The following is an 18,429-nucleotide window of genomic DNA, read 5'->3' on the forward strand; positions in this document are numbered from 1 at the left end:
GATTGTCGAGGGCGTGGAGGCGGCGCGGGTCAACGGCAGGAGCCGTGCTGCTGGCCTTGCTGCTGGGGGTCACGACGCCGGCACCGGCCCAGCAGCCGCCGGCGAGCCCGATGCCTGCCGAGCCAGGCGCACCCGTCGAGGCGCGCGCTGCCGCTCCGGCGCCGGAGGAGTTGCGCCTGCCGGGTCTCATCGGGCCTGTGCGGGTGGTGGAGGATACCCTGGGCATTCCCCACGTGGTGGCCCGGACGGAGCACGACGCTGCGTTTGCCATTGGCTACCTGCAGGCCCGGGATCGCCTGTTCGAGATGGACGTGAGCCGGCGGCGTGCCGAAGGGACGCTTGCCGAGCTCGTGGGGAGCGCGGCCCTTTCCGAAGACGTCCAGATGCGCACCCTGGGCCTGTCCCGGGCGGCAGCCAGGTCGCTCGAGCGCCTCTCACCCGGCGCCCGGGGCGAACTCGAGGCGTTTGCGGCCGGGGTCAACGCCTACATCGACGAAGCGGAGCGGGCCGGCGCTCTGCCGGCGGAGTACCGCGCCCTCGAGCTCACGCGGGTGCGCCGCTGGCAGCCGGTCGATTCGGTATCGGTGCTCAAGCTCGTCGGCTTCGGGCTCTCCTTCAGTATGGACGCCCAGTACGCGACCATCCTGCAGGCGTACGTGCGGGCCATGGGGCCCGAGCGAGGGATCCAGGCCGTCTTCTACGACCTGTGGCCGCTGGCCCCCGCTGAAAACGCATTCGTCGTGCCGGACGCGGTGGGCTACGCGCCGGCCTCCGGCTCGCCCCTGGCGGGCGCGATCTCCCAGGACGTCCAGGGACGCGGCGTCGAGGAGATGCTGGCAGGCTGGCTCTCGCAGATGGCGGCCGTGACCGCCCCGTGGGCAGGCGCCGGCAGCAACTGGTTTGTCATCGGGCCGCGCCTGTCCGCGAGCGGCTATCCCCTGCTGGCCAACGACCCGCACCTTCCGCTCACTCATCCTCCCGTCTGGTACCAGCAGCATCTGACCGTGCAGCCGGACGGCGCGGCCCGGCCGTCGCTCAACGTGTACGGGGTGGCCTTCCCGGGGGTGCCGTGGGTCATCCTGGGCCACAACGAACGGATTGCGTGGGGCGCGACCACCAACCCCATCGACCAGACCGACATGTACCTCGAACGGCTCACCCAGCGGGACGGGCAATGGTACGCGCTGTACCGGGGCAACTGGGAGCCGGTGCGGGTGTTGCCCCAGAAGTTCCTGGTCAACGCGGTGGGCAACGGCACGCCCGACGACCTGCAGCCGGCCCCGGCCGGCCAGGTGCCGCAGGCGGTGCTGGAGGTACCCCGCCACGGCCCCATCGTCCGCATCAACCCCGAGCGGCAGGAGGCCCTGAGCGTGCAGTGGACGGGGCTGTACGCCACGCATGACGGCGAGAACTTCTACCGGTGGAACCGGGCCTCCAATCTCCAGGAGTTTCGCGAGGGGCTGCGCTACTTCGACGCCGCCTCGCAGAACTGGGCGTACGCCGACGTGGAGGGCAACATCGCCTACTTTGCCGGGGCGGAGCTGCCCCTGCGGGAGGACCTGGAGGCCGGCGCGGTGGACGGCGGGCCATCGTTCGCGCCGTGGCTGTTGCGGGACGGCACGGGTTTGCGCCGTCATGACTGGATCGCCTGGCCGCCGGGCGAGGCGCTTCCGGGCGACCAGGGCATCCCCTTCCGGGTACTGCCCGAGTCGGAGATGCCGCACGTCGTCAATCCCGCCCAGGGCTTCATCGTTTCCGCCAACAACGACCCCGTAGGGGTGACGGCCGGCGGAGACCCGCTGGCGTGGCGCAGAGCCTCCGGCGGCATCTACTACCTGGGGCCGGCGTTCAGCCCCGGCTTCCGAGCGGCGCGCATCACCGAGCGCATCCGGGAACGGGCCCGGCAGGCGGGCAAGCTCACGGTGCAGGACGCCATGGCCATCCAGAGCGACGTCGTGGAGCTCGAGGCGAAGCGCTTGCTGCCTTTCTTGCTGCGAGCCTGGGAGCGGGCCGGCCTCGGGGAGAAAGCGGTGCCCCAGCTGGCAGCCCTTCGCTCCTCCCGGATGGCGGAGGCCATCGGTTACCTGCAGGATTGGGACGGCTCGACGCCCACGGGACTGCCGGAGGGGTGGGATGGCTCGCCCGGCGTCGCCATTGCTTCCCATGGCCCGGGACAGGCGGTGCGCCCCGCCCACGAGCCGTCGGTGCAGGAGGTCCGGGCCAGCGTGGCGGCCACGTTGTTCAACGTGTGGGTCGGGCAGCTCATCCGGGCCACCGTGGATGCGGCCGTGACGAGAGTCTCCCCGGACCTTCCCTTGCCCGACGGGACGATGGCGGTCAAGGCGATCCTCTACCAGCTGGAGCACTTCGACCGCACCCGGGGCAAGGGCGTTTCGGGCCTCCAGTTTTTCGACGTGCCCGACCTCGCCCTCGACCCGGCCGACGAGCGGGATCTGCTGCTCTTGAGCAGCCTCGACAGAGCGCTCGGGCTCCTGACGGGGCCGGTCTTCGAGCCCGCCTTCGGCAAGGTACGGGATCTGTCGGATCTGCGGTGGGGCAAACTGCACCGCCTGGTGCTGGCGCATCCTCTCGGCGGGACCTTCGGCATCCCGCCCGCGGGAGGCTTCGACGCCCCGGAGTACGCCGCCGGGCTTCCCGTGGACGGGGGATTCGAGGTGGTCGACGCGTCGGGCTTCGACCCCAGAGCCACCACGCCCCAGGCGTTCCGCTTCAGCGGCGGGCCGTCGATGCGCCTGGTCGTGGAGATGAGACCCGGCGCCGTCACCGCTTATAACGTCATCCCCGGCGGGCAGGCGGCCGGTGCAGGAGCGGGCCCGCACTTCGCCGACCTATTGCCCGCCTGGCTCTCCAACCAGGCGTACCGGATCCCGTTCACGCAGCAGGAGGTGGAGGCGGCGGCAGAGCGAGCGTGGGTCATGTCGCCTGCTGCCGGACAGCCCTGAGACAAAAAGGGGCGGCGGGCCCAATGGCCCGCCGCTTTTGCCTTGCGCACGGGGGGCTTGCCGTACGCGCAGCGCAAGAATGAAGGGGTGCTAGAACGCTCCGACCAGTCCTAGCGCGCAGGCCGCACAAAGCCCCGCGGCCGCCAGCGCCATCCCCACGAACGCTACCGAAATCGCCGTCGCAATCGCGGCACAGACCGCACCGCAGAACCGGCGCTTGACCTCCGTCACTGCCTCATCGCCCCCCGCCGAGGCGAGTATACGGCCGGGCGCTTGCCAGACCGTTGCGCGGCGCTTGCAAAAAGCTTGCGAGGAGTACGGAAGCCGCGCCGGGAAAGGACATCGACAACGTTTCGCGTGGAGAGGGTCGGCCACCGGATATGGCACCGCGTGGAAAAGTCGTACTCACGGCCGTGGCGGCGCTCGCCGGAGCGATGGCACAAGCCCTCGCTCCCGGAGTGCGGGCCGGCGCCCCGCCGGCTCCCGCGCCGGAGCAGGTCGTGCAGGCCGCCTGGCAGGCCGTCGCGGACCATTACTTCGACTCCACGTACGGGGGCGTCGACTGGCAGCGAGCCCGGGCGACCTACCTACGCCGGGCCGCCGAGCCCGGCGCCGACGGATATGCCCTCGCGTCGGAGATGGTCGCCCTGCTGAAGGATCCCGGCACTTACGTCCTGCGGCCGCAACAACGGGCGAAGCTCGACGAAGAGGAACGCCGGCTCCGGGTCGACGTGGTGGGGATCGGGGTGCTGCTCAGCGCCGGACCCGGCGGCACTCCTATGGTGCGCCAGGTCTTGCCCGGCGGGCCCGCCCAGCAGGCGGGCGTGCGCCAGGGGATGCTCGTGCTGGAAGTGGACGGGCAGGACGTGCGCAAGCTGTCCATCACCCAGGTGGCTGACCGGATCCGGGGCGCCGCGGGTACGAAGGTCCGCCTGGTCGTCATGGCTCCCGGGGGCGCTCGCCAGGCCTTGACCCTGACCCGGCGAGCCGTCTCGAGCGCCCCTCAGCCGTCGGGCCGGCTCCTGCAGGGGGAAAACATCGGCTACATCTACCTGCCCCACTTCCACGAAGGGATGGAGACGGCGTTCCTGGCAGAACTGCGCAAGCTGATCCGGACCCGGGCGCTCATCCTCGACCTGCGCACCAGCTTTTCCGGGGGGTCGCTCGGGACCCTGTCCCACATCGCGGGGTTGCTGGCCGAAGGGCAGGCGCTGGGCATCCTGACGAGCCGGGAGGAGGTCTTCCCACTGCCGGCGGTCAAGGCCGAGAGCTCCTCCAACCCCCTCGTGCCCGCTCCCACGGCTATCGACGCGTACGCCAGGCCTGTGGCCGTCCTCATCGACGAGAGCACCACGTTCGGCATCCTGGCGTTCGCGCTTCAAGAGATGGGGCGGGCAGTGCTGGTGGGACGTCCCACCCAGCCCGCAACGGGCGATACCCAGCAGCGCTGGGAGCTTCCGGGCGGGGGCCTCATCCAGGTGACGTCGGGGCGCTTTTTCTCCTCCCGGGGCCGCCCGCTGGTAGGCCCGGTGGTGCCCGACGTCACGGTGCCCATGGACGATGAGTGGCTGCGTGCCTGGTACGACGGGTCAGACCTGGACGTCCGGCGGGCGATCCAGGCGTTGCGGCAGCGAGGCGCCGTCTGAGCCGACCGCTGCAGGTATCTGTTGTGGCGGCGCCCCGGAGCGCCCGTCCGCTCCGTCGAGCTGCCCGTCGTCGAACAGCCGGGCCAGTTCGGCGATTTCAGGGCCGGTGATCTCGTGGCGATCGAGCAGCCGGCGGGCGATGGCGTGTACCAGGGGCGCGTTGGCGGCGAGCAGCTCCGAGACCTTGGCCTTCTCCCGCTCGAGCAGGCGGTTGATCCGGGCCTTCAGCTCGTCGTCGGGGGCGCCGGCGCCCAGTGCCCGGTACGAGTAGAGGGTGCCGTCCATCCCGTAGGTGCCGATGTAGGAGGCCGCCAGGCGCGTGGCCGTCTCGAGGTCCCCCGCAGCGCCCGAGAGGCGGGTGCCGAGGAACAGCTCCTCGGCGGCCCGCGCCGCCAGGCTCACCTGGATATTGGCGAGCAGCTCCTCCTGGGTCGTGGAGTAGCGTTCGACGACGGGGCGCGTGGCGGAGAACCCCAGCGCCTCGCCGTGGCGGATGATGGTGGTCTTCACGATGCGTTCGTGAGGCAACAGGCGCAGCTGGGCGACGGCGTGCCCCGCCTCGTGGTATGCCACCCGGCGGCGTTCCTCGGGCAGCATGGAGCGCAGGGGCTGCTTGAGGCCCCACTCGTGCACTTCCCGGGCGTAGGTGATGTCGTCGTACGTGACCCGCCTGCGGCCGTCGAAGTGGGCCTTGACCACTGCCTCGTTGATGACGTGGCGGATCTTGGCCGGCGTGTAGCCCACCATGTCGGCCGCCAGCTCGTCGAGACGCTGCTCCAAGCCGGGGTCGTGGGCGACCTTGCCCAGGTAATACTGGATGACCTCCTTGCGCCCCTCGAAGTCGGGCGGCCCCACCACGATCTGCCGGTCGAAGCGCCCCGGCCGCAGCAGGGCAGGGTCCAGCACCTCCGGGGCGTTGGTCGCCGCCATGGTGAAGACGATGGGCTGGGGGCCAGGCGCCGGCCGGAACCCCAGGCGCCGCAGGAGCCGCGCCCACCACCGGGTCTCGAGGCGCGGCGGATCCATTTGGAGCAGCAGCTCGTTGAGCAGCCCCATGCCCCCGAATATGGGAAACGCCGCCCCGGCCCGCTGGTTGGTGCGACTCACGCCGATGGCGTCGAACTCGTCGAGGAAGACGATGCAGGCGCCGTGCTCGAGGGCGAGCCGGCGCGCCTTTCGGTACATGTTCATGATCTTCAGGTTGGAGACCCCGAAGAACATGTTTTGCACGCTGGCAGCCGAGAGGTAGCCGAAGGGAACTCCCGCCTCCGAGGCGATAGCCTGGGCCAGGTAAGACTTACCCGTGCCCGGGGGTCCGACCAGCAGCATCCCGCGGGAGACCTCGCCACCCATCTGTTTGAAGCCCGTCACACCCTTCAGGAGCGTGACGACGCGCCGGGCCTGCTCGAGCACCTCCGGGTTGCCCCGGTAGTCGTCGAACGTGACGCCCGTCTCTCCGGGCTCGATCCAGTAGATCTGGGCCCGGCCCAGGAACCAGAAGATGGCCACGAACTGGATGATGGCCATGAAGATGAAGAGCAGGATGCTGAAGACCTGGCGGGCGACCGTGAGGGTCCACGCCAGCGTGGTGCCCGGGTCGAGGAAGTACCAGCGTGTGTAGAGCGCGGCGGCCACCAGGGCCCACAGGAGGGCCCGCCACCGGATCCACCATACCCGCCACCGGTTGGCCCCGGCCGCCGGTCTGGCCCGGGTGCGGCCGCGGACAGCTCTGGGCGCCTTTGCCGGGCCAGGCGCCGGTGCGGGGGGCGCTGATGGCGCCGGAAGAGCTGCCACCGGCCTCACCCACGTCCCCTCTCGATGCTTGCCTCGATTATAGCCCGTAGCGTGCCGCTCCGGGGCAAGATATCGCCCGGGAGGGCATGCACGTGCGCCCCGACACCATCCGGTGGTTCGCGGTCCTGAGCCTGGTCCCGTTCATCATGGTGCTCGGCAATTCCATGCTGATCCCGGTCCTGCCCGCGATCCGCTCTCACCTCCACCTTACCATGGTCCAGACCGGCCTGGTGATCACCGCCTTCTCTCTGCCGGCCGCGGTCACCATCCCGTTCGCCGGCGCCCTGTCCGACAGGGTGGGCCGAAAGGCCGTCATGGTGCCCGCCCTGGTGCTGTACGGCATCGGAGGCATCCTGGCGGGCCTGAGCGCCTGGCTGCTGCCGGGCAGGTTCTGGCCCATCGTGGGCGCCCGGGTGCTCCAGGGCATCGGTGCCGGCGGCACGTACCAGCTGTCGATGGCGCTGGTCGGAGACATGTTCCAGAGCACGGAGCGCAGCCAGGCCCTGGGCTGGCTCGAGGCTTCCAACGGGCTCGGCAAGGTGGTGAGCCCGCTTCTGGGAGCACTGGCGGCGCTCGCCTCCTGGTTCTTGCCCTTCTTCCTGTACGGCGTGCTGGCGCTGCCGGTCGCCTTCGGCGTGCACCGGGCAGTCAGGGAGAAGGCGCCCCGGCGGGAGGAGGGCGGCGTTGCCCGCTACCTGCGCCAGATCCCGGAGATCGCCCGGCGGCGGGGTGCCGCCCTGTCGGCCGCCTACGGGGCCGGCATGCTGCTGTTGTTCGCGCTGTTCGGCCTGCTCAGCTTGCTCAGCGACGAGCTCGAGGCCCGCCATCGCCTCTCGCAGCTCGCGCGGGGCGGCATCATCGCCATCCCGGTGGGGATGATGGCCATCGCCTCATTCACGAGCGGCCGCTCTCTGCAGACCCGTCCCGAGCGGCTCAAGCCCCTCTCCGTCATCGGGCTGATCTGCGCCGCGGCGGCCCTGGGGGCGCTGGCGTTCGTCAGCCGGCCGTTGTGGCTCACGATTGCGCTATCGGCGCTGCTCGGGCTCGGGACGGGCCTGACGCTGCCGGCGGTCAACACGCTCATCACCGGTGCCGTCTCCCGTGACCACAGGGGGGTGGTCACGGCGTTCTACGGCACGGTCCGCTTCGGTGGGGTCGCGGTGGGGCCTCCGCTATTCGGCCTTGCGACGCAGGCTACGGCCAGGCTCGCCGTCTTCGCCGGCACGGCGCTTGCCCTGGCCGCCCTCGCCTGGGCGCTATCGGTCGTCCGGGTCTCCTCGGGGCCGAGCCCCGCACAGGCCGGTGGCCCCGCTCAGTTGGCCCCGGCGCCGGGAGGGGTCAAAGGCCAGCCCGACGAGACCTGACGCCCGTCCTGGAGCATGGCCGGGGGGTGGGTACCATGCTTGTGCTTCTTGCGTCTCGCCCTCCTGGCAAGCTCCTTGGCAGCCCGACGCATCGCCTCCCGGCGCCGCGCCGCCAGAGAGGGGTCGTCCACCTCCCGGGCAAAGGCGATGACCTCGGCGATCCACCGGCTCAGGGTCTCCAGGTAGGCGACCAGGTCCCGGCGCTGTTGCGGGGTGATCGAGACCAGGGCGCCGCCTGCCAGGGCGGCGAGCACCCGGCGGAAGCGATCGAGCGCTGCGAAGAGCTTCGAAAAGCCCGCGGGCACCTCACCGGCCCCGGCGCTCTCCTCCGCGCCGCCCGGAGCGTTCCGGCCAGCCGGCTGGCCATCGGCCGCCGCAGCCGCGCCGTCGCCCACCGAAGCCATCAACGGCTCGGCGAGCATCTTGTGCCGGCGGTCGGAAGAAGCATGGCCCCGGACCATGCGTACTGCCTGCTGGATGTTGACGTTGGGCCCGTTGCGCACCAGCTGGGCGACCTGGCGCGTCTCCGCCTTGCTGAGACGGTACTCCAGGACCGCGTCGAGAAGGACGGTCGCGATCCCGGGGCTTCCCAGCCGCGCGGCCAGCGCCTTGGCTTCTGCTACGTGCGATAACGTGAGCGGGGAGTCTCCCCCGGCGAAGTTGTCGACCAGGGCCGCCTGATGGCGCTCGTCGAGATCCAGCACGTCCAACCAGTCGGTCAGGGTGGTGCGGGGCACCCCGAGCCGGGCCGCCGCGGCAGCCTTGCTCAGGTGCTCCTGCTCCATGAAGGAGTGGATGGCCAGCGCGCGTTCCATGGGATTGAGATCCTCGCGCTGCAGGTTTTCGATGAGCTGTATCTGGTGGGCGGTCCCCCTCAGGTCTCGCAGCACCAGCGCCGGCACCGTGTGCTCACCGGCCCGCTTGGCCGCCCGCAACCGGCGCTCTCCGGAGATCAACCGGTAGCTGCCGCCCTCGAGAGGTGTCACCAGGACGGGATGCAGCATGCCGACTTCTCGCAAGGACTGGGCCAACCCGTCGAGAGCATCGTCACGAAACGTACGGCGCACCTGGTTGGGGTCCACCACGATCCTGTCGATGGGAACCAGGCGGTACTCCGCCACGGCCCGAACTTACCTCCTTCGTGCTCGTGCCAGTCCAAGCCATGGCTCGCAAAACGGGCGACCGTCCGCTGGAGGCCAGGCAAGATGGGGTGTTGCCGCCCTACAAGATTCAGGCCGAATCGGCGTTTCCCTCTTCATTTCGGGAATGGAAGCGGGTATCGCGGGATGGCCGTGGGCGGGGCAGGCTCGAAGAAACCGGTGCCTCCGCCAAACGGAGGCACCGGGGGTGATCCACGAGCGGCGGGGTACGTCCCAGCGTCACAGGACGACCGCGTCGATGACGGGGGCCTCTTTCCACCCCGGGGCCGGCCCGATGGAGGCGACCAGGACCGTGCCCGGGTCGAGCTTGCGGGCGCCGCCCTGTACCAGCAGGCCCGTCGGCGCGGCCACCGGGCCGCTCAGCCCGGCACCCACCATGCTCACGCCCTGCCCGGAGCTGACGGCCTCGTCCAGGCCAAGCGTGGCGCCCAGGAGCGTCCCGTCGATGGCCCACACGAGCCCGGAGGCGCTGAGCTTGCCGGCCCGGCCCAGGCTCGGCGACTCCACCTCGTCCACGGTCGCGATGCCGACCGCTCCCCGCGGCAGCACCAGCGCCCCGTCCACGCGGAGATCGTCCATCACCACGAAGTGCACCCTCTGCCCCACGGAGCTGGCGCTCCCCCGCTCGTTGCTGAGGGTCCCGAGCAACTGTACCCGGACGTTGCCCGTGTTGCGGGCGATCTTGACGACCTTGGTCTGGATGGGTGTCGGCGCCGTGCCGCCCCAGACCTCACGGCCCAGCCTGTCGACCCGGTCGAGGATGCCGCCCGGCTGCTCTTTGCCGTAGAGCAGGGTTTCGAGCCAGGCGACCCGCTCTTGTAGCGACTTGAGCGGGGGCTCTGCCGGCGACTTCGGCAGATCCACGCTCTTGTTGCGGCTGGCCAGCTCCCACTCGTACAACGCCTGGTTGATGGTCCACTCCACCGCCAGCTCCTTGCTGAAGACCGATCGGTTGGGGTCGCCCAGGCTCACCACCTGCAGGAGCTGGTCGACCCGCCCGACCAGGCTCGGGCTGACCTTCTGCTGCCAGTCAGCCCCGTACAAGAGCGTGGTCACCGCGTCCACCTGGTCGCGCAAGCCCGTACCTGCCGGGGGCTCTTTGCCCGTGACGGCCGCATAGATGCGCTGGATCTTCTGGCTCAGGGGCACGCCCGTCACCGCCGCGCGCGCCCCGCCGGCCCACCCCACCGCCAGCAATACCCCGACCAAGACCACGAGACCCGCTGCCACCGAGCCCGTCCGTCGGCTCCTCATCTCAGCCAAGCCCTCCTCTTGCCTCCCCGAAGGGGGGTCGTAGACCCTCAAAACCGCAGGTTGAACTGGGCGCTGGCGGCGTTGGAACGCCGGTCTCCCGGCGGATCACCGAAGTCGATGAGCTTGTACCCGAGCAGCACGCTTGCATACGGCGTGAGCGTATAGCTCATGGCCGCGCTCGCCTCCAGGGAAGGTGGCATCGACGCGTACGCGTCGCGCTCGCCCGCCCACGTGACTCCCATGCTCAGCCTGGTCCGGTCCGCGCCCCACCCGACAGAGACCGTAGCCCGGCGCCCTTTGACCAGGTCTTCCACCGAAATCAGCTCGTAGTCCGCCTGCACCATGCCGCCCGGGAGCGACCCGATGCGGATCCCCACCGAACGCAAGAGCTGCGGCGCGGGATCCGCCTGATCGGGCGAAGTGGCCGGCCGGCGCTCGCCGGCTCCGGCCCGCAGCTGGACGTCTCCCATCTGGATCGTTGCGTCCACGCCGACCTCGGAGCCCGGCTGGACCTGCCCGAGGGCACTCTGGAAACCCGGCTCGACCTTGCCGACGCTGGCGCCCAGGCGCACATCGCCCAGGCGCAGCGTGGCGCCGACCCGCATGGCTGCGGAGACGAGCGGCATGGCCCACAGGTTTTGCGCGTACTCGCCGGAGATGGACAACCACGGGAGGGGAGAGTACCGGCCCATCAGGGAGGTGACGGTCTGCCCCTTCTCCAGCCCCAGCAGCTCGTCCGGCTCCGAGCCTGCCCGCACGAGCGCGGCCCCCACCACGATCTCACGGCTGAGCACGAGGCTGCCATCCAGGACGGCGATCGTGCTGGCCTTCGTCTCGCCGGCGGGGGAGGGAACCAGGCCATCCGTGGCCTCCCGGGCCACCATGAGGCTCGTGCGCCCCCCGTTGCCCAAAAGACGAGCTTCGATGCCCTGGAGGCTGAGGGTCCCGTCGTCGTCGCGCAGCGCGTAAGACTGGCCCAAGGGCGATGGGATAGGCCCGACCCGGGCCCACAGCCACTGGTCCCCACCTCGCATCAGGACCGCGCCGTAGCCCTCCGCAGCTCCGTCCTTGGGGTTGACGCTCAGCCTGGCGTCCGCGTCCCACCTGCCGGGAGCCGTGGACCCGAGGCTCAGTCGGTACGAAGGGGTCACGCTGACAACGGGCTCCGGCCGGGAGACCGGAGTGGAGGTGCCGCCGGCCGGCGTGGGCTCCAGCAGAGGCTTTCCTGCCGCGGCCACGTCCGGAGCTGCCGGATCGACCGTCACCGGAGCGAGCGCGGACCCGGACTCCGCTCTGCCCGACCCGCCCTCGCTCGCGGGAGCAGCGGGACGCCCGGCCGCAGGTCCCTTGGTCGTCGTTTGCTGGATCATCCACGCGGCTCCCGGGCTGACGGTGAGGGGACGGGCAGCGACCGCACCCTCGGGGAGCCGGCCATCCTGCCCTGGGATGGCATACCCCAGCACCATCAACTCGGGCGCCAGCTCCTGGCCCAACCGGGCCAACACGTCGGCCAGCGCGACCTCTTGCCCGGAGTCGACCCCTGCCTTGTCGAGCAACCCCCGCGGATCCAGCACGGTGAACGAACCGGCCGGCCCCTGGGTCTGCGGCCGGGCCAGGCCGAAACGGCGGAACGCGTCGACCACCAGCATGGCCGCCTCATACCGGCTGATGGTCCGCTCCTGGTCGAACAGGCCCGGGCTGTACTCTACCACGAGCCCCGAGCGGATCAGGCTCTCGAGGGCCGAATAGACCCAGTGGCCGGCCGGCACCTCGGCCAGCGGCCCGTAGACCGCCACCCCGGGCCAGGCCGTCGTGGAAGGCGCGCTCGCAAGAGCCACTCCTGCCCCGCCCGCCGGCGCGGCAGGGAGGACTCCCACCGACGAGAGAAGGAGCCACGCACAGGCCACGCGCCGAGCCACGCCGTGCACGACGGGTCTCATTTCCCTCCCCGAACCTCAAGGGCTGAGTTCGTGGTACGGGGCGCCGACCCTTCGACCGGCGGCGCCCTTATTCCTGGAATTTCTCGCGCAGGAACCGTTCGGCCAGGATGACCGCCGTCCAGTCGTCCACCGGCTCCGGCGGGGTGCGCATCCCTATCGGGACGAGTCTCCACAGGCCCCGGGGAGGGTGGGCCTGGAAATACCGGCGCCTGGCCAGCTCCGACGTGTGGGCCTCTTCCACCACCTCGACCCCGCCCAACCGGCCCACGGAGGGGAGTTGCTCCAGGCGGCGGCGCACCTCCCGCGCGCCCGTCCGGTTGCCCAGCACGACGGCAGCGGGGGCGAACTGCTCGATGAGTGCCCCTACCCGGGCTTCGACCTCGCCCGACGCTACGATCTCCTTGTGGAGCACCACCCCGTCTTCCCGGACGGCCGCCACCCCGCACTTGGCCCTTCCCGGGTCGACTGCCAGCACGACCCTCACGACACGCTCCCCGACATCGCCCGGGCTCCTTCTCCCGGCCACCGTATCACCTGCAACTCCAGCAGCCAGCGGGCCTGCACGCCTCCGGCCCCGTCCCAGTCGAGCCGGAGCCGCGCCGCGCTCCCTTTCCCCGTCCATCCCAGCGGTACCCGCGCCTCGAGGGACCACCGGGTCTGCGCGCTCCTGTCGCTCTCGCCGGCCGCAGGCCACGCCCGCTCTACCGTGCCTGCGAGCGAGGCAGGGACGAACCCCGGCTGCCAACCCAACGCGGCCAAAACGAACGGGCCCGGCCCTGGTATTTCGACCAGAGGCGAAATCGGCCTCGCCCCGCTCGGGCCAGGCCGGGACTCTCCCACGCCCGCCCGGACCAGAACCTCCACACCGGGCACGAGCGACCGGCGCCAGGCAACAAAGTGGCGTACCGCTACACGGATTCGAGACGACCCTGTCATTTCCAGCCGGCTGCCCAGGGCCATGCTCGCGTCGAGAAGAGGCCCGCCTCGCCACTCGAGGTGGGCCGCCATCGCCGTCTCGGGCGCTTCTCCTGCCCTGCCTCCCGCCGTCCAACCGACGAAGCCGTCCGCCCACCGGCCGGGCAAGAAAACCCGCAGGCCGGCGCTGACGCCGGACCCTGCCAGTCTCTCGCTCCTCAAATCGGACGCATATCCTGCCAGCACCGCAAGCGAGCGGGCATCCTCCTGTGCGGCTGCCAGCATGCCGTCGAGCCTCTGCTCCGCGCCGGCGACCCGCATCCGCAACTGCTCCGCTGTGCCGGCAGATACGCGCAGGGTCTCGTGCGTCTCCTGGAGGGTCGCATCGAGTCCCCGTACATGCGATTCTAGCGCCTCGAGCCGCGAGGCGAGCCCTCGTTCCCGATGGGTGAGCATGGCATCCACCCGGCCGGCCACCACCGCTTCGATGGCCGCGCGGATCTCGTCCGTTACCTCGAAGGGCCGCTCGACCTCCACCCGCTCGACGACCTGCGGCTGCTTTTCCACGATGACCCGTTCGACGATGGGGGGCGACGAGATGCGCACTTCCTCCTGCAGCGCCGCTCGGAGCCGGTCGAACATCCGCGACGCCATCACCGCGGCCTCGTAACGGGTGAGCGCTCGGGAGCCGCCAAACGTCCCGTCGGGGTACCCCTCTGCCACGCCTGCCGCCGCCAGACGGCTGATGGCTTCGCAGGCCCAGTGACCCTCCGGGACGTCGACGAACTCCCCACCCTCCGCCGCCCATGCGCTCCCGGCGGCCACCGACACTAACGCCGCCAGACCGGCCGCCGCGGCCGCCGCTCTTGCTCCTATCCCTCGCCGGCCGCCGGAAGGGGATAGATTTACTAACGCCCTCGTCACGAAAAAAGCCCTCCTTCGGGCCCGATGGCGGCCCGGCCAGGCCGGGCCGCCATCGGCACAGGGCTCATGGCTCCCCTACTTGACGACGATACCCGCCACCGCGAGCAACCCCACGATGACCAGCGCGACGGTCAGGCGCTGGTTGGCCGTGCGAAGCGCCTGTACTTCCTTGCTGACGGAGGCCAGCTCGCCCTGCGCGACCGCCTGCTGCTCCAGGTTGGTCACCCGCTGGCTCAGCTCCGCGATGGAGCCGCTGAGCTCCTCCACGCGCCGATCCAGCACCGCCCGGATGGCGTCGACGTCCCCCCGCAGCGCGGCCACGTCAACGTCGAGGCCCTGGAGGCCGAGCACCGGCCCGACCTTCTCCTGGATCGCCGCATCGATGGCGTCGCTGACCTCCTTGCTCTTGGCCACGTCGGCCGCCAGTCCCTGCAGCCGCTCCGGCGAGAGCTGTTGCTGCACCTGATCCGCGACGACCGCCGCGATGGCGGCCCGGACTTCATCGGTCACCTCGAAGGGCCGCTCCACGACCACCCGCTCCGTCACCTGCGGTTGTTTCTCCACCACGACGCGCTCGACGGTCTTGGGCTCGGCTGCCGCCAGCTTCTCCTGGACCATCCGGTCCAGATCCTGTGCCAGAGCCTCACGGGCTGCCATGATGCTCTGCTGGATCTCGGCGGTCGCCCTCGCCATCACCCGCTGGCTCACGTCGCCGGCCACCTGAGCCGACAGCCCCTGGACCTCGCCCGCTACGTCTTGCTTGATCACGTTTTCGAGCCGGCCCAACATCCGGGAGAAAATCATAGCCGCCTCATACCGGGTCAGCGTCCGGGAACCCCCGAACGTGCCGTCCGGATAGCCCTCCACCAGACCCGCCGCTGCCAGGTTGCTGATGGCCTCATAGGCCCAGTGGCCCTCCGGTACGTCGACGAAGCTCCCGCCCTCCGCCGCCCAGGCGGCCGGTGCCCCTACCGCCAGCACTACCACCGCCAGCACGATCGTCAGGGCCCTTCGCACCATGTCGACCTGCAACCCCCTCCGTTGCGGAAATGGCTCGGCCCCAAGACTCAACGCCGGGCTGCCAGCCCCTCCCCTGATCCGGCCCGAAGGTAGGCCGCCTGCGGCCGGCGGCACCTAGTGGGACAAATGCCAAGCCACGACATTAGCTGGATTCTGCGGACCCCAGCCAGGTCCTGCTATCGGCGGTGAGCTCCTGCCACTTTCGCCAGCAACAGGGGTGCCAATTCCTGCCGTCGTAGCGGTTTGGGTCGAACTCGCCGGCAGGCGCGGCCGGATGCGGGAGGATGCCGGATGAGACGGCCCGGCGTGACGCCGGGCACGCGCGGCGGGGCCGTTACGAGCCCGAAGCCCCGCCGGGCAGCACCTCGAGGTGGATGACCAGGGGGCCTTCGGTGTTGTACGTGTCACGCACCGCAATCGCCCGTACCGTCGCCGGCCGGTTGAGCTGCTGCAGCTGTGCGACCACCCGGACGAACTCGTCGGCACTCACGAGCTTGCCCACCGTCCCATCGGGACCGGTGACCATGGAGCCGTAGCGGATCGCCACCTCGTTGGCCTGCCGCAAGAGCTCCAGCACCTGGTCCTCGATCCGCCCCTCGGACGGGTCGACGCGGCCCTCGGTCACCGTCTGGCCGGCCCGGAAGGCCAGGCTCCGGGGCACCAGCTCGATATGCACCACCACGGGCTCGCCGGCCAGAGTGTTGCGGTCCACCCTCGCCCGCACCACCCAGGTGCCGCGGCCGGAGGCCAAGAGTTGCACCCCGTCGTCGAACTCCTTGGGCAACAGCCGCACGATGCCCCCGGAGGCGGCGGCCGTGCCGTCGCTGCTCTTCCCGTCGGACGGAGGGATGCCCGCCCGGGCCTGCGCCGCTGCCTCCACGCGCTTGAGGAAGTCGAGGAGCTGAGCCTCGGCGGCTTTCGCGTCGCCCTGGGACGTCAGGACGGCGGAAAGCAGGATCTCGTCGCGGCGGAAGACCACGTTGCCGTACTGCAGCCGCTGGGCGGTGTTCCACAGCGCCAGGATGGCCTCGCTCAGCTGCTGTTCCGTTTGTTCCAGCGAGGCAACCTGCTGCTGCAGCTCCTGCACCCGCCCCGCCAGCGTCTCGCCCAGCTGTTCCAACTGGCGCACCCGCGCGGTCTGGAACGAGAGGTTCTTGCGAGTCTCCTCGAGGCGCTCTTGGGCCGTCTCCAGCTCGGAACGGCTGCGCTGCAGGTCAGACTGGACCTGCGCCAGCACGGCGCGCGCCGCCGCCAGCTCCTGTTCGGCCCTGCGTTGCTCCTCGAAGGCCGCATCCCGCTGGCGCACTGCAGCGTCGCGGGCCTTGGTCGCCTCGACCAGGGCGGCCTGGCGCTCGTCCAGCTGCTGCTGCAGGGCCCGGAGGTGGGACCGGTTTTGGGCCAGCATGCGCTGAATCTCGTCGATGCGGAAGATGGCCGTCCGTACCTCGCCCGAGACGGCCGCGAGGATGCCGAGGGAGGCGCCGGCGATGATGATGCCGGTCAGCACCGTCACGACGACGGAGGTGTGGCGGGGCCGCAGGCCGAACAGGGTCAACCGGCGCCGGCCCACGCGCCGGCCCACCCGGTCGCCGATGAACGCGATGACCCCTGCCATCGCCAGCAGCGACGCGACCAGGGCCACGCTGTACATCGGGCTCGCCTCCCTCCACTCCCGCCCCGGGCTCTCCTACCATCCCGGGGCGCCTTGCGCCCTGCGCGGCGCTCCGCAGGGCAACGGCCCCGCTACAGCTGGAAGTCGTCGCCAAAATAGTACCGGCGAGCGGCGGCATCCCTTGCGATCGACTCGGACGGGCCCGACGCCAGGATCCGTCCCTGGTGGATGATGTACGCCCGATCCGTGATGGCCAGGGTCTCCCGCACGTTGTGGTCGGTGATCAGCACCCCGATGCCCTGCTCCACCAGGGTGCGGATGATGCGCTGCAAGTCGGCGACGGCAATGGGGTCGACGCCGGTGAAGGGCTCGTCCAGTAACAAGAAGCGAGGCTCCAGGGCAAGCGCCCTCGCCACCTCGGCCCGGCGGCGCTCGCCTCCTGAAAGGCTCGCCGCCCGCGACTTCGCCAGCGAGACCAGCCCGAACTGCTCCAACAGCCGCCGCGCCACCTGCCGGCGCTCCCCGGCCGGCATGCGCCGCAGCTGGAGCACCGCGTCGAGGTTCTGCTCGACGGTCATGCGGCGGAAGACGGAGGGTTCCTGTGCGAGGTAAGCGAGCCCCATCCGGCTCCTGCGGTACACCGGCATGCGGGTGATGTCGCGGTCGCCGAGGACGATCGCTCCCCCGTCCGGCCGGACCAGCCCCACGATGAGGTAGAAGGTGGTCGTCTTGCCGGCCCCGTTGGGCCCCAGCAAGCCGACGACCTCGCCGGCACCCACCTCCAGGCTGATCCCGTCGACCACGGGCCTTCCGCCGTAGCGCTTGACCAGCCCCCGCGCCTCCAACCGGACCGCGGTGCTCAATCCCCCTCCCCGGCGGCTCGGGCCGCCTGCCGCCGGGCTACCATCTGCCGTAGTCCTTGCTCCAGGGAGATTCTCGCCCGCCAGCCCAACAGCCTTTCGGCCTTGCGGGCGTCGAGCCGGCTGTGGCGGATGTCGCCCGGCCTGGGCGGGGCGAAGGTGAGGGGCGGCGGCCCCTCCTTGCCGGCGGCCGACCAGAGCGCGTCGGCCAGGTCCAGCACCCGGCTGGCGAGGCCCGTGCCGATGTTGAGCGCGCAGTTGCACGCGGTCTCGGCGGTCAACGCCCGCGCCGTGGCCTCGGCCACGTCGTCGACGAAGACGAAGTCGCGGCTTTGCTGGCCGTCGCCGTGTACCACCAGCGGCCGGCCGGCCTCCAGCAGCGCCATCCACCGGGCCACGACGCCCGCCTCGCCGTCCGCGCTCTGGCGAGGCCCGTACACGTTGGCGTACCGCAGCGCCACCCACCCGATGCCCGCCTGTTGGGCCATCACGCGCAGGTAATGCTCCGCGGCGAGCTTCGAGGCGCCATACGGGGAGACGGGCAGCAGGGGGTGCCGCTCGTCGACGGGCAAGCATGCGGGCATGCCGTAGACGGCGGCCGACGAGGCGAGTACCACCCGTCGCACCCCGCCCCGCGCGCAGGCCTGCACGACCGCCACGGTGCCCAGGACGTTGACGCTCAGGTCATGGCCCGGATCGCGCACGCTCGCGGCGACGCTGACCTGAGCGGCGAGGTGCGCCACCGCCTCGGCCCCGAACGTCTCGATGAACCGGCCGGCCTCCGGCGACCGCACATCGGCCGGGATCAATTCGCACGACGCCGGCACGTTGGCCGCCCGGCCGGTCGAAAGGTCGTCTATGACCCCCACCCGCCAGCCGTCGGCCTCGAGCCGCTCGACCACGTGCGAGCCGATGAAGCCGGCCCCTCCGGTTACGATGACCCGCCCGGGGCGCCCCATGTCCCCCGCCAACCCCTC

At 70.9% G+C, this 18,429-nt stretch carries 14 protein-coding genes; 3 read left to right on the forward strand and 11 right to left on the reverse strand.

All coding sequences use genetic code 11. The annotated features are described in order from the left end of the window. Nucleotides 1–2: 2 nt before the first annotated feature. Complete coding sequence (locus tag U7230_RS12445) at nt 3–2,963, forward strand: penicillin acylase family protein (protein ID WP_324716156.1); 2,961 nt, start codon at nt 3–5, stop codon at nt 2,961–2,963. 90 nt (nt 2,964–3,053) lie between these two features. Here U7230_RS12445 and U7230_RS12450 read toward each other — a convergent pair whose 3' ends face one another. After that, complete coding sequence (locus U7230_RS12450) at nt 3,054–3,194, reverse strand: hypothetical protein (RefSeq protein WP_324716157.1); 141 nt, start codon at nt 3,192–3,194, stop codon at nt 3,054–3,056. Between the two features lie 149 nt (nt 3,195–3,343). Here U7230_RS12450 and U7230_RS12455 point away from each other — a divergent pair, with 149 nt between their 5' ends. Further along, nucleotides 3,344–4,609 carry a S41 family peptidase gene (locus tag U7230_RS12455; protein WP_324716158.1) on the forward strand — a complete coding sequence of 422 codons (1,266 nt, stop codon included), beginning with the start codon at nt 3,344–3,346 and terminating at the stop codon, nt 4,607–4,609. On the opposite strand, the gene U7230_RS12460 is transcribed toward U7230_RS12455, so the two are convergent. Continuing rightward, the gene (locus tag U7230_RS12460) at nt 4,553–6,412 is read right to left on the reverse strand and encodes an AAA family ATPase (RefSeq protein WP_324716159.1); all 1,860 of its coding nucleotides are present in this window, start codon (nt 6,410–6,412) and stop codon (nt 4,553–4,555) included. The genes U7230_RS12455 and U7230_RS12460 overlap by 57 nt on opposite strands. A gap of 83 nt (nt 6,413–6,495) precedes the next feature. Here U7230_RS12460 and U7230_RS12465 point away from each other — a divergent pair, with 83 nt between their 5' ends. Continuing rightward, nucleotides 6,496–7,767 (forward strand): MFS transporter, encoded by a 1,272-nt coding sequence (locus tag U7230_RS12465; RefSeq protein WP_324716160.1) that lies wholly within the window; start codon nt 6,496–6,498, stop codon nt 7,765–7,767. Here U7230_RS12465 and U7230_RS12470 read toward each other — a convergent pair. From U7230_RS12470 to U7230_RS12510, 9 genes are all read right to left on the reverse strand, one after another. Further along, nucleotides 7,716–8,888 (reverse strand): ParB/RepB/Spo0J family partition protein, encoded by a 1,173-nt coding sequence (locus U7230_RS12470; RefSeq protein ID WP_324716161.1) that lies wholly within the window; start codon nt 8,886–8,888, stop codon nt 7,716–7,718. The two genes, U7230_RS12465 and U7230_RS12470, sit on opposite strands and share 52 nt — an antisense overlap. Before the next feature lie 258 nt (nt 8,889–9,146). Beyond that, nucleotides 9,147–10,181 (reverse strand): hypothetical protein, encoded by a 1,035-nt coding sequence (locus U7230_RS12475; RefSeq protein WP_324716162.1) that lies wholly within the window; start codon nt 10,179–10,181, stop codon nt 9,147–9,149. Nucleotides 10,182–10,228: 47 nt separating this feature from the next. Further along, a complete protein-coding gene (locus U7230_RS12480) occupies nt 10,229–12,109 on the reverse strand; it encodes a hypothetical protein (RefSeq protein WP_324716163.1) in 1,881 nt (626 codons plus the stop codon). Between the two features lie 79 nt (nt 12,110–12,188). Further along, nucleotides 12,189–12,596 (reverse strand): RuvC family protein, encoded by a 408-nt coding sequence (locus U7230_RS12485; protein ID WP_324716164.1) that lies wholly within the window; start codon nt 12,594–12,596, stop codon nt 12,189–12,191. A 5-nt stretch (nt 12,597–12,601) separates the two neighbouring features. Further along, complete coding sequence (locus tag U7230_RS12490) at nt 12,602–13,960, reverse strand: S-layer homology domain-containing protein (protein ID WP_324716165.1); 1,359 nt, start codon at nt 13,958–13,960, stop codon at nt 12,602–12,604. A gap of 75 nt (nt 13,961–14,035) precedes the next feature. Then, entirely contained in the window at nt 14,036–14,980 is a 945-nt protein-coding gene (locus U7230_RS12495) for an S-layer homology domain-containing protein (RefSeq protein WP_324716166.1), read from the reverse strand. A gap of 334 nt (nt 14,981–15,314) precedes the next feature. Beyond that, entirely contained in the window at nt 15,315–16,631 is a 1,317-nt protein-coding gene (locus U7230_RS12500) for a DUF3084 family protein (RefSeq protein ID WP_324716167.1), read from the reverse strand. Between the two features lie 92 nt (nt 16,632–16,723). Continuing rightward, the gene (gene lptB, locus U7230_RS12505) at nt 16,724–17,455 is read right to left on the reverse strand and encodes an LPS export ABC transporter ATP-binding protein (protein WP_324716168.1); all 732 of its coding nucleotides are present in this window, start codon (nt 17,453–17,455) and stop codon (nt 16,724–16,726) included. After that, nucleotides 17,452–18,411 carry an NAD-dependent epimerase/dehydratase family protein gene (locus U7230_RS12510; protein ID WP_324716169.1) on the reverse strand — a complete coding sequence of 320 codons (960 nt, stop codon included), beginning with the start codon at nt 18,409–18,411 and terminating at the stop codon, nt 17,452–17,454. Before U7230_RS12510 ends, lptB begins: the two co-directional genes overlap by 4 nt. Nucleotides 18,412–18,429: the final 18 nt, after the last annotated feature.

This window comes from Limnochorda sp. L945t (genome assembly GCF_035593305.1).
Taxonomy (GTDB): Bacteria; Bacillota; Limnochordia; order Limnochordales; family Geochordaceae; genus Carboxydichorda; species Carboxydichorda subterranea.